Genomic DNA, 23,872 nt, shown 5'->3' with positions numbered 1-23,872 from the left:
AATCACAATAATAAAAGGGGCACGCACGTGACCACGCCAGACAACGGCTTTGCAGCAATCACCAACCGCGAACTGGGCCTGCGGCGCCAGCTCACTTCCGGGCAGATGAGCATGATCGCCATCGGTGGCGCCATCGGTACCGGGCTGTTCATGGGCAGTGCCTACGCCATCGGCTATGCCGGGCCCAGCGTGCTGGTCAGCTACGCCATCGGCGCGTTGATCACCTTGTTGTTGATGGGCTGCCTGGCGGAAATGACGGTGGCCCATTCCACCTCCGGCTCTTTTGGCGCCTACGCCGAGTTCTACATCAGCCCCCTGGCCGGTTTTTTGGTGCGCTATGCCTAATGGGCGGCGATTGTGCTGGCGGTGGGCGCCGAGGTCACGGCGGTAGCGATGTACATGAAGTACTGGTTCGCCAACGTGCCGGAATGGGTGTGGATCGTCTCCTTCTCCAGTGTGCTGATCGTGCTCAACGCCATCAGCGTCAAGACCTTCGGCAACTTCGAATACTGGTTCTCGACGATCAAGATCAGCGCGATTGTCGGCTTCATCATCCTCGCGGTGTATGTGGTGTTCGGCTCCGGCAACCCGGATTACGGGGTGCAGAACTACACGGCCCATGGCGGGTTTTTCCCCAATGGCCTGAGTGGCATGTGGATCGCGGTGATCGTGTCGATCTTCAGCTACCTGAGCGTGGAGATGATCGCGGTGGCGGCGGGCGAAGCGGCCGACCCTGAGCAGGCGGTGAAAAAAGCCTTCCGCGCGACGATTGTGCGGCTCGTGGTGTTCTACCTGCTGACCCTGGCGCTGATGCTGGCCATCGTGCCCTGGAACCAGTCCGGGCAGAGCCAGAGCCCGTTTGTCACGGTGATGCAGACCATTGGCATTCCCGGCGCCACCGGGGTGATGAACTTCGTGATCCTGATTGCCGCGCTATCGGCCATGAACAGCCAGCTCTACATCACCACGCGCATGATGTTCAGCCTGTCCCGCGCCGGCTTCGCGCCAAAATCCATGGGCGCCCTGAGCAAGAACGGGATCCCGCTCAATGCCCTGTTGCTGTCCAGTTCGGGCATCGCCCTGGCGACCCTGCTCAACGTGGTGTACCCGGAAAGCTCCTTCACCTTGATGATGGCCATCTCGATGTTTGGCGCGATCTTCACCTGGTTCATGATCTTCCTCACGCACCTGTTCTTCCGCCGCTACCGCAAGCGCCATGGCGGGCCGAAGTTGTCCTTCCAACTGCGGCTGTTTCCCTACAGCACGCTGCTGGGGCTGGTGCTGATGGGCGCGGTGATGATCACCACGTTCTTCACCGAAGCGTTTAAGATGACCCTGGTGTTTGGCGTGCCGTTCCTGTTGATTCTCTCGGCGGTGTATTACGTGTTTTTCCGCAAAGGCACGGACAAGGCATCGAGCAAGGCCCTGGCATAACCCGGCAGTTGTTCGAACGAACGCGCGCACAGCAGCAGTTTGCGACAGGCCCAGTCCTCCGTCAGGGGCTGGGCCTGGAATGGCCGCGCGCGGGGCCAGCGTTGCAACGCGGCCAGCGGCACAATTCCCAGGCCCGCGCCACGGGCGACCATGCGCATCACCCCATCAAAACCATCGGCCCGCACCCGAGTCTGCAAGCGAAAGCCTGCGTGCAGGGCCTGTTCCTCCAGGTACACCGCCAGCGCGCTGTCGGCGGCCAGGCCCACGTAGTCGTAGGGCAGGCTGTCGATAAAGCTCAGCGCGCCGGCCGTCAGCGCGTGACCCGTCGGCAGGATCAACACCAGCGGGTCATCGCGAAACGGCCGGGTCTGCAAGCCATGGGTGTCCACCGCATCGGAAATAATCCCCAGGTCCGCCGCGCCCTGGCGCAGGGCGTGGGTGATGCGCAGGCTGGGCAGCTCTTGCAGGTCGATATCGAGGTTGGGGTGGGCGCAGAGAAAATCCGCCAGCAACTCCGGCAGGTATTCGCTGAGGGCGGTGGTGTTGCACAGCAGGCGCACCTGGCCTTTGACGCCGTTGGCGTATTCCGCCAGCTCCTGTTGCAGGCGTTCGGCCTGTTGCAACAGCAGGCGCGCGTGGCGGGCCAGGGCGTTACCGGCGGCAGTCGGGGTCACGCCACGGCGGCCGCGCTGCAGGAATTCGACGCCCAATGAAGCCTCCATTGCGCGGATGCGCGCACTGGCGGCGGCCAGGGACAAGTGGCTGCGGGCGGCGCCGGCGGTGATGTTGCCGGCGTCGAGGATGTGCAGGTAGAGGCGCAGGTCGGTCAGGTCAAAGTGCATGGCTGGGGTTCTCGGGTGCCTGGACGGGCCTTATCGCAGGCAAGCCAGCTCCCACATTTGGAAGGGTGAACACATTCAGGATGTGGGAGCTGGCTTGCCTGCGATAGCGGTCTGAGCCTCACACAAAACAAGAGGCAGCCTCAGTATATGGCGAATTTCCAACCCCACGGCAAACCCGCAAACTGCCCCCATGACCACCTTCCTCGCGTTCTACCAAAACCTGGGTTCAGCCCTGACTCTGCTGGTGATCGGCACCTTCCTGCTGGCCGGTGCAGTCAAGGGCGTGATCGGCCTGGGCCTGCCCACCGTCGCCATGGGCCTGCTCGGCCTGGCTATGTTGCCGGCGCAGGCTGCGGCTTTGTTGATCATCCCTTCGACGATTACCAACCTCTGGCAACTGAGCTTCGGTGGGCACCTGGGCGCATTGAGCAAACGCCTGTGGCCCATGCTGCTGCTGGTTTTCTTGGGCACCGGGCTCGGTTCGCTGTGGCTGGGCATGGACGGCGGCCCCTGGGTGGTGCGGGCCTTGGGCGGGGCGTTGCTGGTGTATGCGCTGTGCGGGCTGTTGCTGCCGACGTTCCGTGTGCCCGCCCGCACCGAGCGCTGGCTGGGCCCGCTGTGCGGGCTGCTGACGGGGATCATCACCTCGGCCACCGGCGTCTTCGTGATCCCGGCCGTGCCCTACCTGCAAGCACTGGGCTTGAGCCGTGACCAACTGGTGCAGGCGCTGGGCCTGTCCTTCAGCGTGTCGACCCTGGCCCTGGCAGGCGGGCTGTTCTGGCGCGGCAACCTCGGGGCCGGCGAACTCAATGCTTCGTTGCTGGCGCTGGTGCCGGCGCTGCTGGGCATGTGGCTGGGGCAAAAGCTGCGCCAGCGCATCAGCGCTGTGCTGTTCAAGCGCGTGTTCTTTATAGGCATGGCAGCCCTGGGCGGGCACTTGCTGGTGGGTGGCTAGCGCAACAATCAAATGATTACTCGTGCCTTAGGGTCAAAAGTGTTTTGTCGATCCGTGGCTTACTCCCCCGAGGAGTTGCCCGTAGCCTGCGCTCATACATTTTCAACCTTCAGGTAAACCCCCATGAAAAAAGTTCTGTTGCTCAACGGTGGCAAGAAATTCGCCCACTCCGATGGTCGCTATAACAACACCCTGCATGACGCCGCCCTGGCGGTGCTGGACCGGGGTGGTATCGACGTGAAAGTCACTCATATCGACGCCGGCTACGACGTGGCCGAAGAAGTCGCCAAGTTCCTCTGGGCCGACGTGATCATCTACCAGATGCCCGGCTGGTGGATGGGCGCCCCGTGGATCGTCAAGAAGTACATCGACGAAGTTTTCACCGAAGGTCACGGCAGCCTGTACGCCAGCGATGGCCGCACCCGTTCCGATGCGTCGCAAAAATACGGCAGCGGCGGCCTGATCCAAGGCAAGCAGTACATGTTGTCGCTGACCTGGAACGCGCCGCAGGCCGCATTCGATGACCCCAGCGACTTCTTCGAGGCCAAGGGCGTGGACGCGGTGTACTTCCCGTTCCACAAGGCCAACCAGTTCCTCGGCATGAGCGGCCTGCCGACTTTCCTCTGTGTGGACGTGATGAAACGCCCCTCCATCGAGGCTGATGTGCTGCGCTACGAGCAGCATCTGGCCCAGGTGTTTAACCTGGCGCCGTAATACGGCTAGTATCCACGCAGCCGTATTCACGAGGATGCACGTTGAAAGCCCGATCCGATGAGCTACAGATCTTCGTCTGCGTGATTGAATGCGGTTCGATTTCCGCCGCCGCCGAACAAGTCGGGCAGACGCCCTCGGCGGTCAGCCGCACCCTGTCGCGGCTCGAAGCCAAGCTCGACACCACCCTGATCAACCGCACCACGCGGCGCATGGACCTGACCGAAGAGGGCAAGTACTTCTTCGAGCAGGCCAAGCTGATCCTGGAACAGATGCAAGCGTTGGAAGAGCGCCTGTCGTCGCGCCAGAAAACCCCGTCCGGGCGCTTGCGGATCAATGCCGCGTCACCGTTCATGCTGCACGCCATCGTGCCGTACGTCGCCGAGTTCCGCCGCCTGTACCCGGATATCCAGCTGGAGCTCAACAGCAACGACCTGATCATCGACCTGCTGGAGCAGAGCACCGATATCGCCATCCGCATCGGCGCCCTGGCGGATTCGACCCTGCACGCCCGCTCCCTGGGCTGCAGCCCGCTGCATATCCTTGCCAGCCCGGCCTATCTGGCACAACACGGCACGCCAGCGACCGTGGCCGACCTGGCCAACCATACGTTGCTGGGCTTTACCCAGACCGAGACCCTCAACCACTGGCCGCTGCGCCATGTCCAGGGCGACCGCTGGCAGATCGAGCCGGGCATTGCCGCGTCCAGCGGTGAAACCCTGCGCCAACTGGCGTTGGAGGGGCAGGGGATCGCCTGCCTGTCGCACTTCATGACCATCGAAGACATCAACGCCGGCCGCTTGCAGACGGTCCTGGCTCCGTTCAACAGCGGTTACCGCCAGCCGATCCACGCGGTGTACTACCGCAACTCGCAACTGGCCCTGCGTATCCAATGCTTCCTCGACTTTATCCAGGAAAAACTGGCGCGCTACGCCTGTTGACCTGCCCGTTGTAGGAGCCGGCTTGCTGGCGATAGCGGCCTGAAGGTTGCGGGGTGATGCAACTGGCCTCATCGCCGGCAAGCCGGTTCCTACTGGTTCGGTTTCGTGGTTTTGCGTACCATCGCCGCCTCATCCCCCGCAACTCCCCCGGTAAACCCATGAAGCTCTCTCGTCTGCGCGCCGACGCCCTGGCCGGACTCACCACGTCTTTTGCCTTGTTGCCCGAATGCATCGCCTTTGCCCTGGTAGCCCACCTCAACCCGCTGATGGGCCTGTATGGCGCCTTTATCATCTGCACCTTGACCGCGTTGTTCGGCGGCCGGCCGGGGATGGTCTCGGGGGCGGCAGGGTCGATGGCGGTGGTGATCGTCGCGCTGGTGGTGCAACACGGGGTGGAGTACCTGCTGGCGACGGTGGTGCTTGGCGGCCTGATCATGATTGCCTTCGGCCTGCTGCGCCTGGGCAAGTTGGTGCGCATGGTGCCGCACCCGGTGATGCTCGGTTTCGTCAACGGCCTGGCGATCATCATCGCCCTGGCGCAACTGGAGCATTTCAAAAGCGCTGAGGCCTGGCTCAGCGGCACGCCGTTGTATGTGATGACGGGGTTGGTGGCGGCGACCATGGCCATCGTCTACCTGCTGCCCCGCCTGACCCGCGCGGTGCCGCCGGCGCTGGTGGCGATTCTTGGTGTGGGGCTTGCGGTGTACCTGCTGGGCTTGCCCACTCGCACGCTGGGCGACATGGCCCATATCGCCGGCGGCCTGCCGACTTTTGCCCTGCCGCAGATCCCCTGGACCCTGGAGACCCTGGGCATCATCGCGCCTTACGCTTTCCTGATGGCCATGGTCGGGCTGCTGGAAACCCTGTTGACCCTTAACCTCACCGACGAAATCACCGAGACCCGTGGCTACCCCGACCGCGAAAGCGTGGCCCTGGGCGCGGCGAACATGGTCAGCGGGGTGTTTGGCGGCATGGGCGGCTGCGCGATGATCGGGCAGACGGTGATCAACCTCAGCTCGGGCGGGCGCGGGCGGTTTTCCGGGGTGTTTGCCGGGGTGATGATCCTGCTGTTTATTTTGTTCCTGTCGCCGCTGATCGAGCGCATTCCCCTGGCGGCGCTGGTGGGGGTGATGTTCGTGGTGTCCCAGCAGACCTTTGCCTGGGCGTCGCTACGGGTGATCAACAAGGTGCCGCTCAACGATGTGCTGGTGATCATCGCGGTGACGGTGATCACGGTGTTCACCGACCTGGCCACGGCGGTGCTGTGCGGGATTGTGATTGCCGCGCTCAACTTTGCCTGGCAGCAGGCCCGTGAGCTGTACGCCGATGAACATCTGGAGGCCGATGGCAGCAAGCTCTATCGCCTGCACGGCACCTTGTTCTTTGCCTCGACCACACCGTTCTTGAACCAGTTCGACCCGGCCAACGATCCGGCCCAGGTAACGCTGGACTGCCGGCACCTGAGCTTTGTCGACTACTCCGCCATCGCCGCGTTGATGACCTTGCGCGAGCGCTACGCCAAGGCCGGCAAGCACCTGCGGGTGCTGCACTTGTCGGAGCGCTGCAAGAAACTGCTCAAGCGTGCGCGGGTGCAGCACGACTGATCCTGGCGGGATAGGCGAGGGGGTTAGGGGCCGACGAGGTTTTCCAGTTCCTCGGCGCGGGTCTGGGTCATGTCCAGCACACAGCCGGAGCCGTTGACCTGATCGATGCTGGCGCCGGTCGCGGAGCCGACGAAGGCGCAATTGGCATCGCGGTATTTGATCCACAGGCGTTGCACATCCTGCAGTTGTTGCTTGCGCTGGCCCTGGGCATCCAGCGCGGCTTTATAGGCGTTGTTCAGGCGCTGGTCCTGAATCCTGGTTTGTTCGACGTTGCAACTGACCATCGCCGCCGTGGTGTTGGCGGCCTCCAGGCACTTTTGCAGGGCCGGGCTGCTGTCGGCGGCCACTGCGGCGCCGCACAAGGCCAGCCACAGCGTGCTGGCGGTGAAAGTTCTCAGGTTCATCTTGGGCTTCCTGGCGGTTATTGGGTTGCAGTTTAGGCCAGCAGTCGAGTTTCCCGTATCTGCTCTGTGCTGCATGTAAGAACTATCCCCCGATTTTCATCCTGGCTCTGCGGGCATGTCCCAAAGCGACAGCGCTTACCTGTGGGCGAAAATTACTTTCATAAAATTTGAAAACCTTCCTCGGTAATGATTTATGAGTTTCACAACCAATTCGACGTGACCCTTTCCGAGGAGTACCGCATGGCCGCATCACCGGGCGTCTGGCTGTTGGCATACGCTGCCATCGCCATCATTGCATTGATCGTGCTGATTGCACGTTACCGGCTCAACCCGTTTATCGTCATCACCCTGGTATCCATCGGCCTGGCGCTGCTGGCAGGGATGCCGGCGGATACGATCATGGGCTCCTACGAGGCGGGCGTCGGCAAGACCCTGGGGCATATCGCGCTGGTGGTGGCCCTGGGCACGATGCTCGGCAAGATGATGGCCGAATCCGGCGGCGCCGAGCAGGTGGCGCGCACCCTGATCAACCGTTTCGGCGAGCGCAATGCCCACTGGGCCATGGTGTGCATTGCCTTCCTGGTGGGGCTGCCGCTGTTTTTCGAGGTCGGTTTTGTACTGCTGGTGCCGATTGCCTTTACCGTGGCCCGGCGCGTGGGCGTGTCGATCCTGATGGTCGGCCTGCCGATGGTCGCCGGCCTGTCGGTGGTGCATGCCCTGGTGCCGCCGCACCCGGCGGCGATGATGGCGGTGCTGGCGTATAACGCCTCGGTCGGGCAAACCGTGCTGTATGCGATTTTGATCGGCATCCCCACCGCGATCATCGCCGGCCCGGTGTACGCCAAGTTCATCGTGCCGCGCATCCATTTGCCCGCCGAAAACCCGCTGGAGCGCCAGTTCATCGAGCGCGAGCCGCGCACCCGCCTGCCCAGTTTCGGCCTGACCATGGGCACCATCCTGTTGCCGGTGGTGCTGATGATGATCGGCGGTTGGGCCAACCTGATCTCCACGCCTGGCAGCGGCTTCAACCAGTTCCTGTTGTTTATCGGCAACTCGGTGATCGCCTTGCTGTTGGCGACCCTGGTCAGTTTTTGGACCCTGGGCCTGGCCCAGGGCTTCAACCGCGAGTCGATCCTCAAGTTCACCAATGAATGCCTGGCGCCGACCGCCAGCATCACCCTGCTGGTGGGCGCGGGCGGCGGCTTGAACCGGATCCTGGTAGATGCCGGCGTGACCCATGAAATCCTCGGCATGGCCAATGCCTTCAACCTGTCGCCGCTGGTGATGGGCTGGTTGTTCGCTGCGCTGATGCGCATTGCCACCGGCTCGGCGACCGTGGCCATGACCACCGCGTCGGGCGTTGTCGCCCCCGTGGCCCTGGGCCTGGGTTACCCACACCCGGAATTGCTGGTGCTGGCGACCGGTGCCGGTTCGGTGATCTTTTCCCACGTCAACGACGGCGGCTTCTGGCTGATCAAGGAATACTTCAATATGACGGTGATCCAGACCTTCAAGACCTGGACCGTACTGGAGACTTTGATTTCAGTGGTCGCCTTCGGCCTGACCTACGGCCTGTCTCTTGTTTTATGAGCCTCATCCTGTAACCCGGAGACCCCATGGACATCCTCTACCAGATCCGCGCCCGCCAGGATTCCTTCAGCGCTGGCGAAGGGCGTATCGCCCGGCTGATGCTCGATGATGTGGGTTTTGCCGCATCCGCCAGCCTGGAAGAGCTGTCCCAGCGGGCCGAGGTCAGCACCGCCACCTTGTCGCGCTTTGCCCGCAGCGTCGGTTGCCGCGACTTGCGCGACCTGCGCCTGCAACTGGCCCAGGCCAGTGGCGTGGGCAGCCGTTTTCTGGACCCGGCGGGGTTGCCCGAGCAGTCGGCGTTTCATCGCCAGATCCTCGGTGATATCGAAGCGACGTTGCGCCAGCACCTGTCGGGCTTCAACCAGGCCGGGTTTGTCGATGCGGTGAACCTGCTGGGCAAGGCGCGGATGATCCACGCGTTTGGCATGGGCGGCCCGTCGAGCCTGTGCAGTGAAGAGTTGCAGGTGCGCCTGGTACGCCTGGGCTACCCGATTGCCGCCTGCCGCGACCCGGTGATGATGCGGGTCACGGCCGCCACGTTGAGCGCCGAACACGCCCTGATTGTCTGCTCCCTCACCGGCCTGACGCCCGAGCTGCTGGGCGTGGTGGAACTGGCCCGCAACTATGGCGCGCGGGTCGTCGCCATCACCCTGGCCGACTCGCCATTGGCGCAGTTGGCTGACGTACTGCTGCCGCTGCAACCGGCGGAAACCAGTTTTATCTACAAACCCACGGCGGCGCGCTACGGCATGTTGCTGGCCATCGATTTACTCGCCACCGAACTGGCCCTGGCCATGCCGGACGACAACCAGGAACGCCTGCGCCGGATCAAACTGGCCCTGGACGACTATCGCGGCGGCCCTGACAGCCTGCCGCTTGGAGATTGAAATGAAGTACCACACGCTGATTCGCCAGGCGCTGATCATTGATGGCAGCAACACGCCGGGGTATCTCGCCGACGTGGGGCTGCGCGAGGGGCGGATCGAGAAAATCGGCGACTTGTCGGCCGCCCGGGGCGAGCATGAGATCGAGGCCAATGGCCGCGTACTGGCACCGGGTTTTATCGACGTGCACACCCACGACGACACCGTGGTGATCCGCCAGCCGCAGATGCTGCCCAAGCTCAGCCAGGGCGTGACCACGGTGATTGTCGGCAACTGCGGCATCAGCGCCGCGCCGGTCAGCCTGCGTGGTGCCCCACCGGACCCGATGAACCTGCTGGGCAAGGCCGAGGCGTTTGCCTATCCGCGTTTCCTCGATTACCGCGCGGCGGTGGAAAACGCTCACCCGGCCCTCAACGTCGCGGCATTGATTGGCCATACCGCTTTGCGCAGCAACCATATGGACGACCTGCACCGCACCGCCACCGCCACCGAAATCGCGGCGATGCGCGAGCAACTGCAGGAAAGCCTGGCGGCGGGCGCCCTCGGCTTATCCACAGGGCTGGCCTACGCCAGCGCGTTCAGCGCCGACACCGACGAAGTGCTGCAACTGAGTGAAGAGCTGACGGCGTTTGGTGCGGTGTACACCACCCATCTGCGCAGTGAGTTCGAGCCGGTGCTGGAGGCCATGGACGAGGCGTTTCTGATCGGCCGCCACGCCAAGGCACCGGTGATCATTTCCCACCTCAAATGTGCCGGCGCCGGCAACTGGGGGCGTAGTCCACAGCTGCTGGCGTCCCTGGAGCAGGCGGCGAAGAGCCACCCGGTGGGTTGCGATTGTTATCCCTATGCCGCCAGTTCCTCGACCCTGGACCTCAAGCAAGTCACCGATGCATTTCGCATCACCATCACCTGGTCGACGCCGCACCCGCAAGTGGGCGGGCGCGATCTGCAGGACATCGCGGCCGAATGGGGCGTATCCCTGCTGGACGCCGCCCGCCGCCTGCAACCGGCGGGGGCGGTCTATTACGGCATGGATGAGGCCGATGTGCAGCGCATCCTCGCCCACCCACTGTCGATGGTCGGCTCCGATGGATTGCCGGAAGACCCGTTCCCTCATCCGCGCTTGTGGGGCGCATTTCCACGGGTGCTCGGACATTTCAGCCGCGACCTGGGACTGTTCCCGCTGCACACAGCCGTACACAAAATGACCGGCCTGTCGGCCGCGCGCTTTGGCCTGGCCGGGCGTGGCGAAATCCGCGAGGGGCATTGGGCTGACCTTGTGCTGTTCGACCCGTTGCGGGTAAGGGATGTGGCGGACTTCAAGGACCCGCAACGTGCCGCCGAGGGGATTGATGGGGTGTGGGTCAATGGTGTGTTGAGCTACTGCGAGGGGCAGGCGAATGGTCACAGGGCTGGGCGCTTCCTGGCGCGTAGCGGGGATTTGCGGCGGGGTTTTGCCCAGGTGTGATCGGCCGTGAGGTGTGTCGGATTGTGGTCAATGAGGGCTTACAAAAGGTAGGTTGTGACGGTGGAAGCGCTATCTAAGATGGGCAGGACTTCTTACGGAGAGCCTGTATGCCAAATCAATATGATAGCGTCAGTCGTTTCGGTAACCCGCCCAACGTTGCGGCCGCGTTGTACGCCAGTGGCCCTGCTGCCAGCATTCATGCGGCGACCGCCAATGCGCTGGCAGCCTTTCCTTTCCCCCGCGATACGATCAAAGGCTGGATCCAGGAAAAAGTCTGGAACCTGACCAACCAATGGATCGACCCTGACAAGGTCTACCTGCATAAATTTTCGTCGGCGCATAGCACGCACAATCCCAGTGCGGTGACGGGCTGGGAGCACAACGGGGCTCCCGAATCCTCAATGACCCTCACCGAGGCCGTCGCCAGCGATTTTTTCTCGGCGCAGCGCTATGGCGCTGCCGGGAAGGCCCAGGTGGTAGCCCATTTCCTGTCTTCGAACACAAGCCCGTTCTCCCTGTTTAAAAGTGAAAGCGTCACGGACTTTTTCAGCCGGCTGGGCCGGTTCGTTCTTGATCGAACCGGGCCTGGCTTCATTTACTCGAAAATTCATGATGATGTACCCAATGCCCGGGAGGCCTGGCGGGACCTGGATTCAGTCTACGGCCTCTACCTGGATGGCCCGCAAAAGGGCAGCTACAACGCGGACAATCAACTGCGCATGAAGCCCAGCGAGTTGTTGGATTTGGTGCGCGAGGGCGACTTGCAGAAGAAGGTGATTGCCAAGCTGGATGACTTCTGGACCCAGCACGGCAGCGAGTGGCGCACGCTGGCGAAAAAGCAGTTTGTAATGCAAGCCCGAGCCGCCCGGAGCCTGAACCAGAAAGATCCCAGCCAGGGCTTGAGCCCGCAGGCGTATGCCAGCGTCATGCAGGCGGCCGCGCCCAACGTGCCGCTCGAAGGCCCGGTGTCAAAAGAACAGTTACAGGCCGAGGCGGCGCCAGGGCCGGACACCCGGGTGTTGTGCTTCGACATCAATGGCTACCGCTCTAACAACATCCTGCGGTTTGTCGCGAAGGATGGCAGCGAAACCTTGTATATCCCCGGGGGCCAGCCCTCCTTGCTGGCGTTCAAGGACCGTGCCGAAGTGGACCAGTGGGTTCTTGCGCAGAGCAAGGACCCGGCGAAGGCCACGGCGCTGGAGGCGCATTTTTCCTTGCGCGATCGCCAGCAGGGGGTATTCGGCGCCCTGAGTGCCAGCGGTGTGGACAGTACCCTGAAAAAACTAGGTTCCCGTGACCTGGCGGCCAACGACAGCCATATCGACACCCTGAATTACCCTGTCGGTGGTGATGTGTTTTCCTTCATGGCCAGCCAGACACGTGAGCGCATCAACAACGATGCCGATACCGAAATGAAATCCAATGCCGAGGTGTACAAGGACGATGCCCTGGGCCTGTTGCAAGCGGGCAATGCGGTCTTTGCCATCCCGATGGCATTGCTCGGGCCGATTGGCCTGGCGCTTGGCACCGCATTGTTTGGAGCGCAGGTGGGGCTGGAAATCGACACGGCTGTGCAAGGCGATACCCAGGCCGAGCGCGCGAGTGGCTTGCATGCTGCGGTGATGGACGTGGCGACGATGGGGTTTTTCATGCGCTGGGCAAGTCTGTTCCTCTCACTGCCGATCCCGCCGTCGAGGCAGCCTCACCAGCGGGCCAGGGCGAGGCTGCAAACGGCGCGGGAGCCAGACCTTTTTTCAATTATCGACGAGTGAACGGCAAAATTGGCGTGCTGATGAGCCCCGACGGCCCACCACGCTTACCCGCGCCGCTGGGGGGCAAGCTGAATCCTGCGTGGGATCCCTCCATGGAAATCTACCTGCAGTCGGGATCCCGGCGGCCGCAGGTTCAGCCCAGGTATGAGACCCCACAGCCCAGCCCCAAAAGACCCAGGCTTGACGACTCGGAGGGGGAACTGTCGGAGGATGAGCAGTCGCCACCTTCCGTGGCTTCGGATGCCACGTCATCCGGGGATTACGATCCCTATGAGGATAATGTCATCAAGACCAACCCCTTCAAGGCCGGCGTCACCCTGCCTGCCGGTGGGTATTTCAACAGTCGGGGCATGATCGAGCGCACCGACCGGCCCAAGTTGTATCGCGTCGAAAAGGCCGAGCGCGTGGAGCGCCGGGGGGACCCGTTGGATGTTGGTTTTCGGGACTCAAACTTCTTTTCCGGGCTCGAAAAAATGATGGATGGCAAGGTGCTGGTGGCCTCTGGCTCCAAGGCCGCGGCCATGCATTTTGGCGAGACAGAGTTCAGCGGCGATTACCATTTGTACGAAATCGACAGCCGCGGCATTCCTTCCGTGTCCTTCAATGAAAACATCGACGCCAACCCCCAGTTCGTCGAGGCCCGCCAGTGCGTTGCACCCGGTACCCTTGAGCGTCTGCGCAACGAGGGGCGCCTGGATCAGTTTGCGGCAAATGCCTATAGGTTCGATGAGGTGCATGTGTCCAATGAGGATCTGTCGAACGCGCGGATCACCAAAATCCCCCATGGTTGAACGCAGCGTCGTCAGGCATTCACAGTGGACGGGCTATGGGGTAGGGTGATGGCGCCTCAACAGGGAGTATTCTGGATTTGGAGAGTCTTATGCGGTTAGGAAACGTCACCCCCATCCTGCGGATTTTCGACGAGGCCAAGGCGCTGGAGTTCTACGTCGATTTCCTGGGATTCAAGGTCGATTGGCAGCACCGGTTCGAAGCGAATTTTCCGTTGTACCTGCAAGTGTCGTTGGGCGAGTGCGTGCTGCATCTATCCGAGCACCATGGCGATGCATCACCGGGCGCAGCGGTGCGGATTCAGGCATCAGGGGTGGATGGGTTCCAGCAGCAATTGCAGGCCAAGAATTATCGCTTTGCCAAGCCTGGAGTGGAGGAAACACCCTGGGGCTCGCGGGAGATGAGCATCAAGGACCCGTTTGGCAATCGGCTGGTGTTTGTCGAGGAAGGGCAAGCCTGATCGACAAATTTCAGGCAATAAAAAACCGCCTTGGTAGGGCGGTTTTTTATTGCAATCCCAGTTAGTGGTTGGGGTTGCTGTCTCAAAAGACGCAATCGACCTGCCCGCGAATATTAACGTTGACCATATCGGTTCGCAAGGTTCAACGATGATCGGCACCGATCGCTTCTGAAGCTTTTCTCGCGTCAAAGCTGACTGCAAAAAGCTGCAATAAATCTACCGTCAAATACTGGATGCTTGACCACTATTGGTCACACCTTTGGCCTAAATGTTGGTTAGGATCTCCCCCGTTCTGCGTCTGTCGCTTTTAGGTGAGTCGGGTATGCGGGCGAATTCCGGACCGGCCGCCACGGGCTAGTAATCCGTGCCGGATTCATGCGGAAGGACCATTAGCCCGGCCACCTCAAGAGACGTAATCGACCTGCGTCCAAAGGCTCACGTGTTCCGGTAAGTGCGCTGGAGGTAAGGCCCAACTCTTAGGAGGGCCGAGTATGTCCAAGTTTGCACGACGTACGTGGGACCTCGTAGTGAATTGCCTGCGTGTTTATCACGTCTGGAAATTCCTGCGAGACAGCTTCGATGACCGTTAAGGCCTGAGAAGTGGAGCCGCCCCGGTTTCGGCCGGGGCGGCTTTTTGCTTAGACCCGGAAATGGCTGACCATCTGCTGCAACTGGCTGCCCAGCCGTGCCAGTTCGACGCTCGACTTGGCAGTCTCGTCGCTGGCCGTTGCGGTCTGTTCCGATACGTCACGTACATTGACGATGCTGCGGCTGATCTCTTCGGCCACGGCGCTTTGCTGTTCGGCGGCGGCGGCGATCTGTTGGTTCATCGACTGGATGTTCGACACCGTGCGGGTGATGTTCTCCAGGGAGACGCCGGCCTTGCGGGTCAGTTCGACGCTGCTGTCGGTCAGGCTGCGGCTGTTGTTCATCACAGCGGCCACTTGCTGGGTGCCGTTCTGCAAGCCGGCGACCAGGCCTTCGATTTCTTCGGTGGATTTTTGCGTGCGCTGGGCCAGGCCACGTACCTCGTCGGCGACCACGGCAAACCCACGCCCGGCTTCACCGGCGCGCGCCGCTTCAATCGCGGCGTTGAGCGCCAGCAGGTTGGTCTGCTCGGCCACGGCCTTGATCACGTCCATCACGCTGCCGATCTTGTTGCTCTCTTGTTGCAGGTGGGCCATGGCGTCAGTGGAGCGTGCCACTTCGTCGGCCAGGCGTTCGATCTGGGCGATGGCTTCGGCCACCACCTTGTCGCCTTCGCGGGCCTGGCCATCGGCGGCGGATGCGGCCTGGGAGGCTTGTTCGGCGTTGCGCGCCACTTCCTGCACGGTGGCGGTCATTTCATGCATGGCGGTGGCCACTTGATCGGTTTCGATTTTCTGGCTGTTGACCCCGGCGCTGGTCTGCTCGGTCACGGCCGACAGCTCTTCGGCAGCGCTGGCGATCTGCGTGACGCCGTCGCGGATCCCGGAAATCAGCTCGCGCAAGGTGGTGCCCATGCGCTGGATGCCTTGTTGCAGCACGCCCAGTTCGTCGCGGCGGGTCACTTGGATGTTGTGGCTCAGGTCGCCGGAAGCGATGCGCTCGACCACGGCCAGGGTTTCCTGCAGCGGGCGGGTGATCTGCCGGGTGATGACCAGCGCGGCGATAATCCCCACCAGCAGCGCCAGCACGGTGCTGATCAGTTGCAGGCTGCGGGCCTGGACGCTTTCGGCGTCGCGGCGTTGCAGCTGGATGTCATACAGCGCTTCGCTGCGCGACACGATATCGGCACCCTGCACGGTCATTTCCTGGCGAGCGAGGACGATATTGGCGTTGGCCGCTTTATACGCCTGTAGCGCATTGCGATAGGCGCCCAGGGCATTTTCCAGGGCGATCAGCTCGGCTTGCTGGGACTCGCCAAACACGTTCTTCAAGCCTTTGAGGCCATTGATCGCCGATTCAATCTGCGCCGCGGCACGGGCTTCGGTGTCCGGGTTGACGTTGCCGGTGTAGCCGCGAACTTCATAGCGGGCCACCTGGAACTCTTCCTTGGCGTGGTTGACGGCTTCGTACTGGGCGAAGCGTTCACTGCTTTCAGGCAACTGCCGCACGCTCTGGTCCAGTGCCGCAATCACCAGGCCGGCGGCGTCGGCGCGTTCGCCCATGGTCTGGCGAGCCGCGTTGCCGTTACGGTAGGCCTCGCGCATTTTGTTCAGCGACTGCCGGTAGGCGGTGATGATGTCTTTCTGCTCGTTGAGCAGCTTGAGGTTTTCCGGGCTCTTGAAGCTGTTGACCAACTGTTGCTGCTGCGCGGCAAAACTGTCGAGGGTGGTCTGCACGTTCTGCGCCACGGTTTCATCGCCGTTGGCGAGCATGTATTGCAGGCGCACGATCCGCAGTTTGGTCAGCGAGGCGTTGAGCTGGGTGATGTCGCTCATCCAGTTGCTGCGGTCGATCAGGCTGCCCAGGCTGGTCCAGCCGGTGAGCGCGAGGATCGAGGTGAGCACCAGTACCAGGCCGAAGCCCAGGCCCAGTTTCAAGTTGACGCTGATGTTGCCAAACCATGTATTCATCGAATTCCTCCAGGAACAGATTGCGTGTACATCAGTTGCTGGAAGATCGCCCAGCCGATGGATAGTCAGGAGATATCGGCAGGCAGGGCGAGAGCTGAAACGGTTTTTTAGCCAATGTGGGATTGGCGGATGAGCGGTCATTACTCCCGATGTAGGCGCTCTTCACCCGTTGGGCAGGATGCTCAGGACCAGACACGATGCGGCATCCCGGCTGAGGTGGATGCGATTGTGGGCAATGCGCGGGTCGTGGGCCTGGCCCTCGGCTTCGCCGCTGTTGGGGTTGACGTCGAAGCGCGGGAAATTGCTACTGGAAATGTCCAGGCGCAGGCGATGGCCCTGCTTGAACAGGTTGCAGGTGGCAAATGGCTCGATGTTCACTTTCACCCGCTCGCCGGGTGTCAGCGGTTTGGGCTGCTCCCACGCGTCGCGATAACGGCAGCGGCGGATGCCGTCGGTGATGTTCATCGCAAAGCCTTGCGGGTAAGCGGCGCTCGGCGGGTAGACATCCACCAGCTTGGCGGTGAAGTCGGTGTCCGGCGCGTCGCTGTCGATCCATAGCTCGATCTGCACCGTGCCGGCGACGATCAGGTCTTCGGTCAGGGGCGCGGTCTCAAAGCTCAGCACATCGTCGCGCTCGCACAGGGGGCGATTGTCACCATGGGTGCCAAAAAAGTCCGCGCGCTCACGCTGGTCGAAGGCACCACCAACGAAGATCGGCGCACCGGATGTCAGTGCGCCGCCCACGGTTGGCACCGGGTTGGCCGGGTCGGCGTAGTAACCCAGGACGGCCTCGTCAGCGCTGGGCGCAACCTCGGTCAATTGCCGTTGTTCATCCAGGTACAAGGTCAGCGCCTGGGTGCCGGGCAGCGGCCATTGCTCGGCCTGCAACCAGCGGCCGCCGTGTTGCAGGCGCCCCTTTTCATCCGGTAAGCCGCTACCGCCGCCCATCAGGAACACCTGCACCTGGGCCTGCGGTGGCTGCGTCCCAGGCTTGAGGGACTGCTCGAACCATTGCAGGCGGCAACTCAACCAATCCTGCGCCACCTGGCCGTCAAACGCGGCCTGGGCGCCGAACTCCACATCGCCGCTATGGCTGATATTGCGGTCACCGTGCAACCACGGCCCCATGATCAACTGTTGCGGTGCACGGTTGGCGCGGGTGAATGCGGCGTAGTTGGCCAGGGTCGAGCTGACATAAGCGTCATACCAACTGGACATGAACAACACGGGAATATCCGGCAAGTCCGCGTAATGACCTTCGGCATAAATCCCCGACTTCTGCCAGTAGGGGCCGAAAGTGCCCTGGGCCCACTGCTCCAGCAGATAGGCTTCGTACTCGGGCACATGGCGCAACGGTGATTGACCCGCCTGCCAGGGCATGCGGCGGAACCACTCATGGATGTCTTCGTCTTCCAGCGCCTGGCGTACTTGCGGGTCGGCCAGGGCTAGCGGGCTTTCCTTGGCCTGGCGAAAGGCCCAGGTAGCCTGCTTGAGTTCAAACGCACCGCCCTGGCGAATCCCGCATTGGTAGGCGTTGGCGAAGCCGCCGCTGTCGAGCACCATGCTGCTCAGGCCCGGCGGGTGCAGGCAGGCCATCGCCAGCTGGGTGTGGGCCGCGTAGGACAGGCCCATGCTGCCGATCTTGCCGTTGCACCATGGCTGGCGAACGATCCAGGCCAGGGTGTCGAAGCCGTCTTCGCCCTCGGCGGTGTATTTGGTGAACACCCCTTCGGAGGCGTAGCGCCCGCGGCAATCCTGGAAGATCGCGACAAACCCCTGGGCGGTAAAACGCGCCGCCATCTGCTCGCGGGAGATGTGCTGGCCGTCGAGCTGTTTTTCCGAGCGCGACGGTTTGCACTTGTCATAGGGCGTACGTTCGATCACCACCGGATACGGCCCTTCGCCGCCCGCCGGCAGGTAGATATCGGTGGCCAGGTGGATGCCATCGCGCATGGCGATCATCTGGTTGTGCAGGGTTTGCATAGGTAAAACACTCATCGGCTCAATATCCGGTTTGCACGGCAATGGCCAACAGCACCATCGCCAGCACCGCGTAGATCAGGAACAGCGGCAGGATGTAGCGCGCCCATTGGCCCCAGCCGACGTTGGCGGTGGCCAGCAGCACCAGCAGGCCGCTGGAGGTCGGGGTGATCATGTTGGTCAGGCCGTTGCCCATCAAAAAGGCAAACACCGTGGTTTGCGGGCTGACCCCGGACAACTGGCCCAGCGGCCCGAAGATCGGCATCGTCACCGCCGCCTGGCCTGAGGTAGACGGGATCAGCACGTCCAGCCCCAGTTGCGCGAAGAACATGCCGTAGGCCGAGACCACCGGCCCGTGGTCGCCCACCAGGTTGGCCAGGCTGTTGACGATGGTGTCCAGCACCTGGCCGGTGCTGAGGATGATTTCCACGGCGGTCGCCAGGCCGATCAATACGCCGGCGATCAGCACCTTTTTCATGCCATCGACAAACGCGCTGGCGGCAGTGCTGGCAGCCAGGCCGGCGATCACCGTAAAGGCCACGGTCAGCAGCAGGTAGAACGCCGACAGTTCATGGTATTTCCAGCCCCAGCGGTTCGAGGCATACACCAGAAAACCGATCCCGCCGCCCAGCACCAGCAGGTTCAGCAGGTGGCGAATCGGCAGGGGTTTGCTTTCAAAGGTGATCTGCGCGCTGGCATCAAAGCCGTGTTTGCGAATGCTCCACAGCACAAACGCGATACCCACCAGCAGGAAGGTGCAGTAAGCGGCGACGCGCATGCTCAAGCCGCTGAAGATCGGCAGGCCGACCATCGGCTGGGCCACGGACAACGCCACCGGGTTGGAGATGGACGCCAGGTAGCCGATCTTCACCGAGATGGTGACGATGGCCAGGCCAATCAGGTTCGACAGCCCCAGGCGGTTAGCCATGGCCACCATCAACGGCACGATCAGGATGAATTCCTTGGCCAGCCCCATGAAGGTGCTGCCGGCGGAAAATACCAGCATCAGGCTCGGCACCAGCACGTAGATATTGCCCCGCGTCAGGCCCAGCAGGCGCTCCAGCCCGGCGTCGATTACCCCGGCCTTGTTCAGCACGCCGAACATGCCGCCGATGAACAGCACCATGAAAATCAGCGCCGCACGCTTTTCGATGCCTTGGGGGATGGCCATGAAACCTTCCACCAACGACACCGGGCGCGCGGTTGTGTCGCCGGCCTTGCGCGGTTCCAGGGAGAACAGTTGGCTGAAGGAGTCCTGCTTTTCCAGCACCTGGTACGAGCCCGGCACCACCAGGCCATTGTGACGCTGGAATTTGCCGGCATTCACCGCATAGGTGAAGGCGACGGCGAGCAGGACGATACTCAGCAGAATGATCGCTGGGTTGATTTGCTTGCGTTGCACGGGTTTGTCTGCGGCCGCCTCGGTGGGCGGCGGGGTACGGAGGATCTGCGGTTCGGTCATGCTGGCGGCCCCGGCGCGACCCCGTCTGGGCGGGGTGAGTGCGCTGTTATTGTTGTGGTGGGCGGACACTAGGGCAAAGCGCGCAGGCCCACAACGTTATGCGTGGGGCGGGTTGGGGTATGCGTTTTACACACAGATTGCGCGCAACGACGAGCGGTTTGCCTGGGAGGCTATGGTGTTGGCGCGGCTGTCATCACCGGCAAACCGGCTCCTACAGTGGGGTGGCGAGGCGGCTTTTGAGGTGGTCGGCGAAGGCCGTTACCAACTGTGAGCGTGGCTCGTCGGCACGAAATGCCAGGCCGAATGCATAGGGCAACGCCGGGCGAAACGGCCGGCTGACAATCGGCAGATGCATGAAGTGGCTGGCCAGCAAACCATTGACGATCGACACCCCCAGGCCCTCGGCGACAAAGCTGCAGGCGGCGCCTACCGAGTGCACCTCGACCCGCACCTGGGGCGTCAGGTTGGCGGCGCGGAACATCTGGTTCAACTCGGTACGCACCGCCCGTTGCCGGCCCAGCATCACCAGCGGCACGTTGCGCAGATGCTGCACCTCGATGAACTCTTGGCGACTCAACGGGTGATCGGCTGGCATCACGCACACGCCTTCGGTGTGCAGCACCGGCTCGATATCGAAGTCGGGAATCTCGGTGGGCAGGCGCACAAAACCCAGGTCGGCGGAGCGGTCCAGTACGGCGCGTTCGATCATGTCGTAGGAGCCGGTCAGCAGTTCGACCACGGTGTCGTCATGGTCCTTGAGAAAGTCCGCGACAATCCGCGGTAACAATTGCTGGGTCATGCTGGTGGGGACGCCGACCTTGAGCAGGCTTTTGCGCGAGCGGCCGACGCGCATTTCGTCGGCAAGACGCTGGATACGCTGCATGCCGTCCACCAGGCCGGCGACCTCGGTGAGCAACTCCTCGGCCTCTGGCGTGGCCATCAGGCGGCCCTTTTTGCGCAGGAACAGGGCAAACCCCAGGGCGTCCTCCAACTGGCTCAACAAGCGGCTGACCGCAGACTGCGACAAGCCCATGCGCGTGGCCGCGCCGATGGTCGAGCCAGTGGACATGATCGCCTTGAAGGCTTCGAGTTGCTTGAGGTTCACCGTGGATTTCCTGTCGAAGGGCGGCTTTGCGCATAGCGTCATGCGCTTCTCGCATAACGTTGTGGGGCGTTCGGCAAGCCGTTAGTGTCCGCCCCAATGTGACCTGGCGTCCAGCCTGGCACACGGAGCAACTGCCCATAAAAATCGACAATACGGCATTGAGGAAACACTGATGCGTGAGCTTTTCACGAGAGGCGGCGTAGTTACCGCCGGCTTGCTGGCGAGTCTGTCGCCGGCGCTGATGGCCCAGGGGTTCTGGGAGGATTCCCAGGGCAAGCTGAGCCTGCGCAATTACTATTTCAACGACGGTTATCGCGACGGTGGCGAGGACCGCAAGGAGTGGGCGCAAGGCTTTCTGCTCAACCTGCAGTCGGGCTACACCGAAGGTACTGTGGGGTTTGGCGTGGATGCCCAGGGGCTGTCGGGGATCAAGCTCGACTCCAGCCGCACCCACGCGGGCACCGGTTTGTTGCCGGTCCATGATGATGGGCGCGCCGCCAATGAATTCTCCAGCCTCGGCGTGACCGCAAAAATGCGCATCGGCGCGGCCGTGGTGAAAACCGGCACCCTGTTGCCCAAGATCCCGGTGCTGGTGCACAACGATGGGCGCCTGCTGCCCCAGACATTTCGCGGCACCCAGGTCGAATACACGGGCATCCGCAACCTGTACCTGCACAGCGGGCACCTGGATCAATTCAAGCTGCGTAACTCCACCGACAGCGTGGATATTTATCCACAGGGCTACAGCGGCAAGAAGGGCAGCGACTTCGATTTCGCCGGCGCCACCTATGCCTTCACGCCTACGCTCAGTGGCACCTGGTACTACGGGGAAATGCGCGAATTCTATCGCCAGCAATTCCTCGGCCTGGTGCATAAGCAGCCGTTGGGCCCGGGCAGCCTGACCAGTGATTTGCGCTACTTCATCAGCAATGAAGCCGGCGAGGCGCGCAACGGCAAGGTCGACAGCGACATGTTCAGCGGCCTGTTCACCTATCGCCTGGGGCCGCAGGCACTGGGCGTGGGCTACCAGAAAGTCAGCGGCGACACCGCGCTGCCCTATGCCAGCGTGTCGACGGTGTACTCGTTCAGCAACGCTGGGGTCGGCAAGTTCATCCAGGCCGGTGAGCAAACCTGGATGCTGCGCTATGACTACGACTTTGCCGCCGTGCTGCCGGGCCTGAGCTTCATGACCCGTTACTACAAGGGCCAGAACGGCGACTTCAAGGGCCGCGAAGCGCGCGAGTGGGAGTCCGACACCCACCTGCGCTATGTGATCCAGGACAGCACCCTCAAAGGCCTGGGCGTGGAATTGCGCAAGGCCACCTACCGTTCCACCTATGCCAGTGACCGCGATAATTACCGGGTCTACCTGACGTACGATCTGGCGCTCTGGTAGGCCTTACTGTTCGACAAACGAGTAGGGCCGGCTGCCCACGGTGATCTGCTTGAGAGCGGTGACCGGAGTCGTCAGTTGCTCGATACGGTCCAGCAACGCCACGTTGCCCGGCCTGGCATCGAGATAGGCGCGCAGTTGTGCCTCCGTCTGCAGGATCGGCAAGTTGCTCTGGGTGTAAAACACGCTGGCGCCGGCCACACGCTCGTTGGGCTGGTACAGCACCACCGTGTGGCCCTGGGCTTGTAATTCCTGGATTTGGCGGGTCAGCGGCACGAAGGATTCTCGCCGGTCGGCCTTGGGCGCATACCAGATAGCAGCGCCCAGGTAGCCGGCAATCACCACCGCAAACACGCCAGTAATCAGGCTACGGCGATAGGCGGGCACGCGGCCAAGCAGAACCGCGCCATATTCGGCCGCGAGGACCGCCGCCGCCGGGGTCAGGGCCATCAGATACACGATGCGTTTGCTGGAGGCGAAGGTCAGTAGGGTAAATTGCGCCACCAGCCACAGGCTGAAAAACAGCAGGTACCGATTGCTCGCCAGGCTTTTGCGAAAATGCCACAGGCCCAGGTACACCAGGATATTCCACGGCAAAAAGGCTTCGGGCAGTTTGGCGAGGTAATAGTAGATCGGCTCGTAATGCCCGGCTTCGACGAAGGAGCCGTTGAAACGCCCGACACTGTTGGTCCACAACACCTCACCGACTGCCTGCATCCCACCCCGTTGATACAGAAACCCCAGCCAGATCAACAACGGCACCAGCGCCAGTAGGGTGAACATGCCGGGCCGCAGCCATTGGCCGGGCCGCACGCGCTTGTCCAACAGGCTGGTGCAGGCCAGGTAGGCAAAAATCACAATGCCCGGCATCGCCAGGCCCAGCACGCCTTTGCTCAAGGTGGCGATGGCCATCCCCAAGGTAAACAGCAGCCATGTGCCGATATTGGCACCGGGCTGGGATTCCGCGCGGGTGGCCTGGTAGAACGCCAGCAGGGCCAGGGTCACGCCGAGGCTGAGCAGCGCATCCTCACCTACGCCGCGCACGTTGCTCCAGTAACTGGCCATGGTCGCCAGCACCAGCGCGGCGCCAAACGCCAGGGGCTTGGGCCGTCCGAAGCGGCGCAGCATGCCGTACAGCAGCATCACACTGAACAACCCGGCAAACGCCGAGGCCAGTCGTACCGCGCCGGTGCTGGCGCCAAACAGGCGAATCGCCCCGGCATCCAGCCATAGGCTCAGGGGTGGTTTTTCCAGGAACGGCTCACCGAACAGGCGCGGCACCACCCAGTCATTATCCAGGTGCATGGCCATGGCAATCCCGGCCACCCGGGCTTCGGTGGAGCCTTGCAACTCATGATTACCCAGGGCCACGAAGAACAGCAGACCGGCAAGCAGCAGCAACAGCGGGGCAGGGCGTGTCATGGGGTGGGTTACCGGATGCTAGAGGGGGGTAGCGTTGGAGTATACGAAGGCAATCCTTAACGAATTGTGAACGTAGCGCCCGTTGTAGATTGGCCTGC

General features: G+C 62.4%; 17 protein-coding genes and 3 pseudogenes. 12 read left to right on the top strand and 8 right to left on the bottom strand.

Annotated elements, in window-relative coordinates; translation table 11 throughout:
* Positions 1-27: 27 nt before the first annotated feature.
* A pseudogene (locus HBO12_RS26060) lies at positions 28-1,434 on the top strand (amino acid permease).
* On the opposite strand, the gene HBO12_RS26055 reads toward HBO12_RS26060, so the two are convergent.
* A complete protein-coding gene (locus HBO12_RS26055; RefSeq protein ID WP_170043667.1) occupies positions 1,380-2,276 on the bottom strand; it encodes a LysR substrate-binding domain-containing protein in 897 nt (298 codons plus the stop codon). The pseudogene HBO12_RS26060 and the gene HBO12_RS26055 overlap by 55 nt on opposite strands.
* 190 nt (positions 2,277-2,466) lie before the next feature.
* Between HBO12_RS26055 and HBO12_RS26050 the strand changes: the two genes are divergently transcribed.
* From HBO12_RS26050 to HBO12_RS26035, 4 genes are all read left to right on the top strand, one after another.
* Positions 2,467-3,231 carry a sulfite exporter TauE/SafE family protein gene (locus tag HBO12_RS26050; protein WP_170043666.1) on the top strand — a complete coding sequence of 255 codons (765 nt, stop codon included), beginning with the start codon at positions 2,467-2,469 and terminating at the stop codon, positions 3,229-3,231.
* 123 nt (positions 3,232-3,354) lie between these two features.
* Positions 3,355-3,945: an NADPH:quinone oxidoreductase MdaB gene (gene mdaB, locus HBO12_RS26045; RefSeq protein WP_169955126.1), complete on the top strand. Its 591-nt coding sequence runs from the start codon at positions 3,355-3,357 to the stop codon at positions 3,943-3,945.
* A 41-nt stretch (positions 3,946-3,986) separates the two neighbouring features.
* Complete coding sequence (locus tag HBO12_RS26040; protein ID WP_169955125.1) at positions 3,987-4,883, top strand: LysR family transcriptional regulator; 897 nt, start codon at positions 3,987-3,989, stop codon at positions 4,881-4,883.
* Positions 4,884-5,041: 158 nt separating this feature from the next.
* Positions 5,042-6,487: a SulP family inorganic anion transporter gene (locus tag HBO12_RS26035; RefSeq protein WP_170043665.1), complete on the top strand. Its 1,446-nt coding sequence runs from the start codon at positions 5,042-5,044 to the stop codon at positions 6,485-6,487.
* A gap of 23 nt (positions 6,488-6,510) precedes the next feature.
* On the opposite strand, the gene HBO12_RS26030 is transcribed toward HBO12_RS26035, so the two are convergent.
* Positions 6,511-6,891 carry a lysozyme inhibitor LprI family protein gene (locus HBO12_RS26030; RefSeq protein WP_170043664.1) on the bottom strand — a complete coding sequence of 127 codons (381 nt, stop codon included), beginning with the start codon at positions 6,889-6,891 and terminating at the stop codon, positions 6,511-6,513.
* Between the two features lie 186 nt (positions 6,892-7,077).
* Between HBO12_RS26030 and HBO12_RS26025 the strand changes: the two genes are divergently transcribed.
* The 6 genes from HBO12_RS26025 (at position 7,078) to HBO12_RS26000 (ending at position 13,854) form a co-directional block, all read left to right on the top strand.
* Positions 7,078-8,481 carry a GntT/GntP/DsdX family permease gene (locus HBO12_RS26025; protein ID WP_170043663.1) on the top strand — a complete coding sequence of 468 codons (1,404 nt, stop codon included), beginning with the start codon at positions 7,078-7,080 and terminating at the stop codon, positions 8,479-8,481.
* Between the two features lie 26 nt (positions 8,482-8,507).
* A complete protein-coding gene (locus HBO12_RS26020; protein WP_169955121.1) occupies positions 8,508-9,368 on the top strand; it encodes a MurR/RpiR family transcriptional regulator in 861 nt (286 codons plus the stop codon).
* 1 nt (position 9,369) lies between these two features.
* Positions 9,370-10,833, top strand: a complete 1,464-nt coding sequence (locus HBO12_RS26015; protein WP_170043662.1) for an N-acyl-D-amino-acid deacylase family protein — start codon at positions 9,370-9,372, stop codon at positions 10,831-10,833.
* Positions 10,834-10,940: 107 nt separating this feature from the next.
* Positions 10,941-12,605, top strand: coding sequence for a dermonecrotic toxin domain-containing protein (locus HBO12_RS26010; RefSeq protein WP_170043661.1), 1,665 nt, complete (start codon positions 10,941-10,943; stop codon positions 12,603-12,605).
* A gap of 92 nt (positions 12,606-12,697) precedes the next feature.
* Positions 12,698-13,396 carry a hypothetical protein gene (locus HBO12_RS26005; RefSeq protein ID WP_170043660.1) on the top strand — a complete coding sequence of 233 codons (699 nt, stop codon included), beginning with the start codon at positions 12,698-12,700 and terminating at the stop codon, positions 13,394-13,396.
* Between the two features lie 89 nt (positions 13,397-13,485).
* A complete protein-coding gene (locus HBO12_RS26000) occupies positions 13,486-13,854 on the top strand; it encodes a glyoxalase superfamily protein (protein ID WP_170043659.1) in 369 nt (122 codons plus the stop codon).
* A 638-nt stretch (positions 13,855-14,492) separates the two neighbouring features.
* On the opposite strand, the pseudogene HBO12_RS28840 reads toward HBO12_RS26000, so the two are convergent.
* The 5 genes and pseudogenes from HBO12_RS28840 to HBO12_RS25980 form a co-directional block, all read right to left on the bottom strand.
* Positions 14,493-15,089, bottom strand: a pseudogene (locus HBO12_RS28840) (methyl-accepting chemotaxis protein); the annotation flags it as partial.
* 258 nt (positions 15,090-15,347) lie between these two features.
* A pseudogene (locus HBO12_RS28835) lies at positions 15,348-16,412 on the bottom strand (methyl-accepting chemotaxis protein); the annotation flags it as partial.
* 162 nt (positions 16,413-16,574) lie between these two features.
* Positions 16,575-18,395, bottom strand: coding sequence for a CocE/NonD family hydrolase (locus HBO12_RS25990; protein WP_170043681.1), 1,821 nt, complete (start codon positions 18,393-18,395; stop codon positions 16,575-16,577).
* Between the two features lie 19 nt (positions 18,396-18,414).
* The gene (locus HBO12_RS25985) at positions 18,415-19,854 is read right to left on the bottom strand and encodes a YfcC family protein (protein ID WP_169955116.1); all 1,440 of its coding nucleotides are present in this window, start codon (positions 19,852-19,854) and stop codon (positions 18,415-18,417) included.
* 211 nt (positions 19,855-20,065) lie between these two features.
* Positions 20,066-20,959, bottom strand: a complete 894-nt coding sequence (locus HBO12_RS25980) for a LysR substrate-binding domain-containing protein (RefSeq protein WP_170043658.1) — start codon at positions 20,957-20,959, stop codon at positions 20,066-20,068.
* 172 nt (positions 20,960-21,131) lie between these two features.
* Here HBO12_RS25980 and HBO12_RS25975 point away from each other — a divergent pair, with 172 nt between their 5' ends.
* Positions 21,132-22,355 (top strand): OprD family porin, encoded by a 1,224-nt coding sequence (locus HBO12_RS25975; RefSeq protein ID WP_170043657.1) that lies wholly within the window; start codon positions 21,132-21,134, stop codon positions 22,353-22,355.
* 3 nt (positions 22,356-22,358) lie between these two features.
* Here HBO12_RS25975 and HBO12_RS25970 read toward each other — a convergent pair whose 3' ends face one another.
* Positions 22,359-23,774 (bottom strand): ArnT family glycosyltransferase, encoded by a 1,416-nt coding sequence (locus HBO12_RS25970; RefSeq protein ID WP_170043656.1) that lies wholly within the window; start codon positions 23,772-23,774, stop codon positions 22,359-22,361.
* Positions 23,775-23,872 lie beyond the last annotated feature (98 nt).

Source organism: Pseudomonas sp. WS 5059, assembly GCF_012985525.1.
GTDB lineage: Bacteria > Pseudomonadota > Gammaproteobacteria > Pseudomonadales > Pseudomonadaceae > Aquipseudomonas.
The sequence above is the reverse complement of the archived record's forward strand: the minus strand, read 5'-3'. Positions and strand labels throughout refer to the sequence as shown.

Coding starts and splice junctions, on each gene's coding strand:
- HBO12_RS26055 (WP_170043667.1), bottom strand. CDS start 2,276: ATGCACTTTGACCTGACCGACCTGCGCCTCTACCTGCACATCCTCGAC.
- HBO12_RS26050 (WP_170043666.1), top strand. CDS start 2,467: ATGACCACCTTCCTCGCGTTCTACCAAAACCTGGGTTCAGCCCTGACT.
- mdaB (WP_169955126.1), top strand. CDS start 3,355: ATGAAAAAAGTTCTGTTGCTCAACGGTGGCAAGAAATTCGCCCACTCC.
- HBO12_RS26035 (WP_170043665.1), top strand. CDS start 5,042: ATGAAGCTCTCTCGTCTGCGCGCCGACGCCCTGGCCGGACTCACCACG.
- HBO12_RS26030 (WP_170043664.1), bottom strand. CDS start 6,891: ATGAACCTGAGAACTTTCACCGCCAGCACGCTGTGGCTGGCCTTGTGC.
- HBO12_RS26025 (WP_170043663.1), top strand. CDS start 7,078: ATGATTTATGAGTTTCACAACCAATTCGACGTGACCCTTTCCGAGGAG.
- HBO12_RS26020 (WP_169955121.1), top strand. CDS start 8,508: ATGGACATCCTCTACCAGATCCGCGCCCGCCAGGATTCCTTCAGCGCT.
- HBO12_RS26015 (WP_170043662.1), top strand. CDS start 9,370: ATGAAGTACCACACGCTGATTCGCCAGGCGCTGATCATTGATGGCAGC.
- HBO12_RS26010 (WP_170043661.1), top strand. CDS start 10,941: ATGCCAAATCAATATGATAGCGTCAGTCGTTTCGGTAACCCGCCCAAC.
- HBO12_RS26005 (WP_170043660.1), top strand. CDS start 12,698: ATGGAAATCTACCTGCAGTCGGGATCCCGGCGGCCGCAGGTTCAGCCC.
- HBO12_RS26000 (WP_170043659.1), top strand. CDS start 13,486: ATGCGGTTAGGAAACGTCACCCCCATCCTGCGGATTTTCGACGAGGCC.
- HBO12_RS25990 (WP_170043681.1), bottom strand. CDS start 18,395: ATGCAAACCCTGCACAACCAGATGATCGCCATGCGCGATGGCATCCAC.
- HBO12_RS25985 (WP_169955116.1), bottom strand. CDS start 19,854: ATGACCGAACCGCAGATCCTCCGTACCCCGCCGCCCACCGAGGCGGCC.
- HBO12_RS25975 (WP_170043657.1), top strand. CDS start 21,132: ATGCGTGAGCTTTTCACGAGAGGCGGCGTAGTTACCGCCGGCTTGCTG.
- HBO12_RS25970 (WP_170043656.1), bottom strand. CDS start 23,774: ATGACACGCCCTGCCCCGCTGTTGCTGCTGCTTGCCGGTCTGCTGTTC.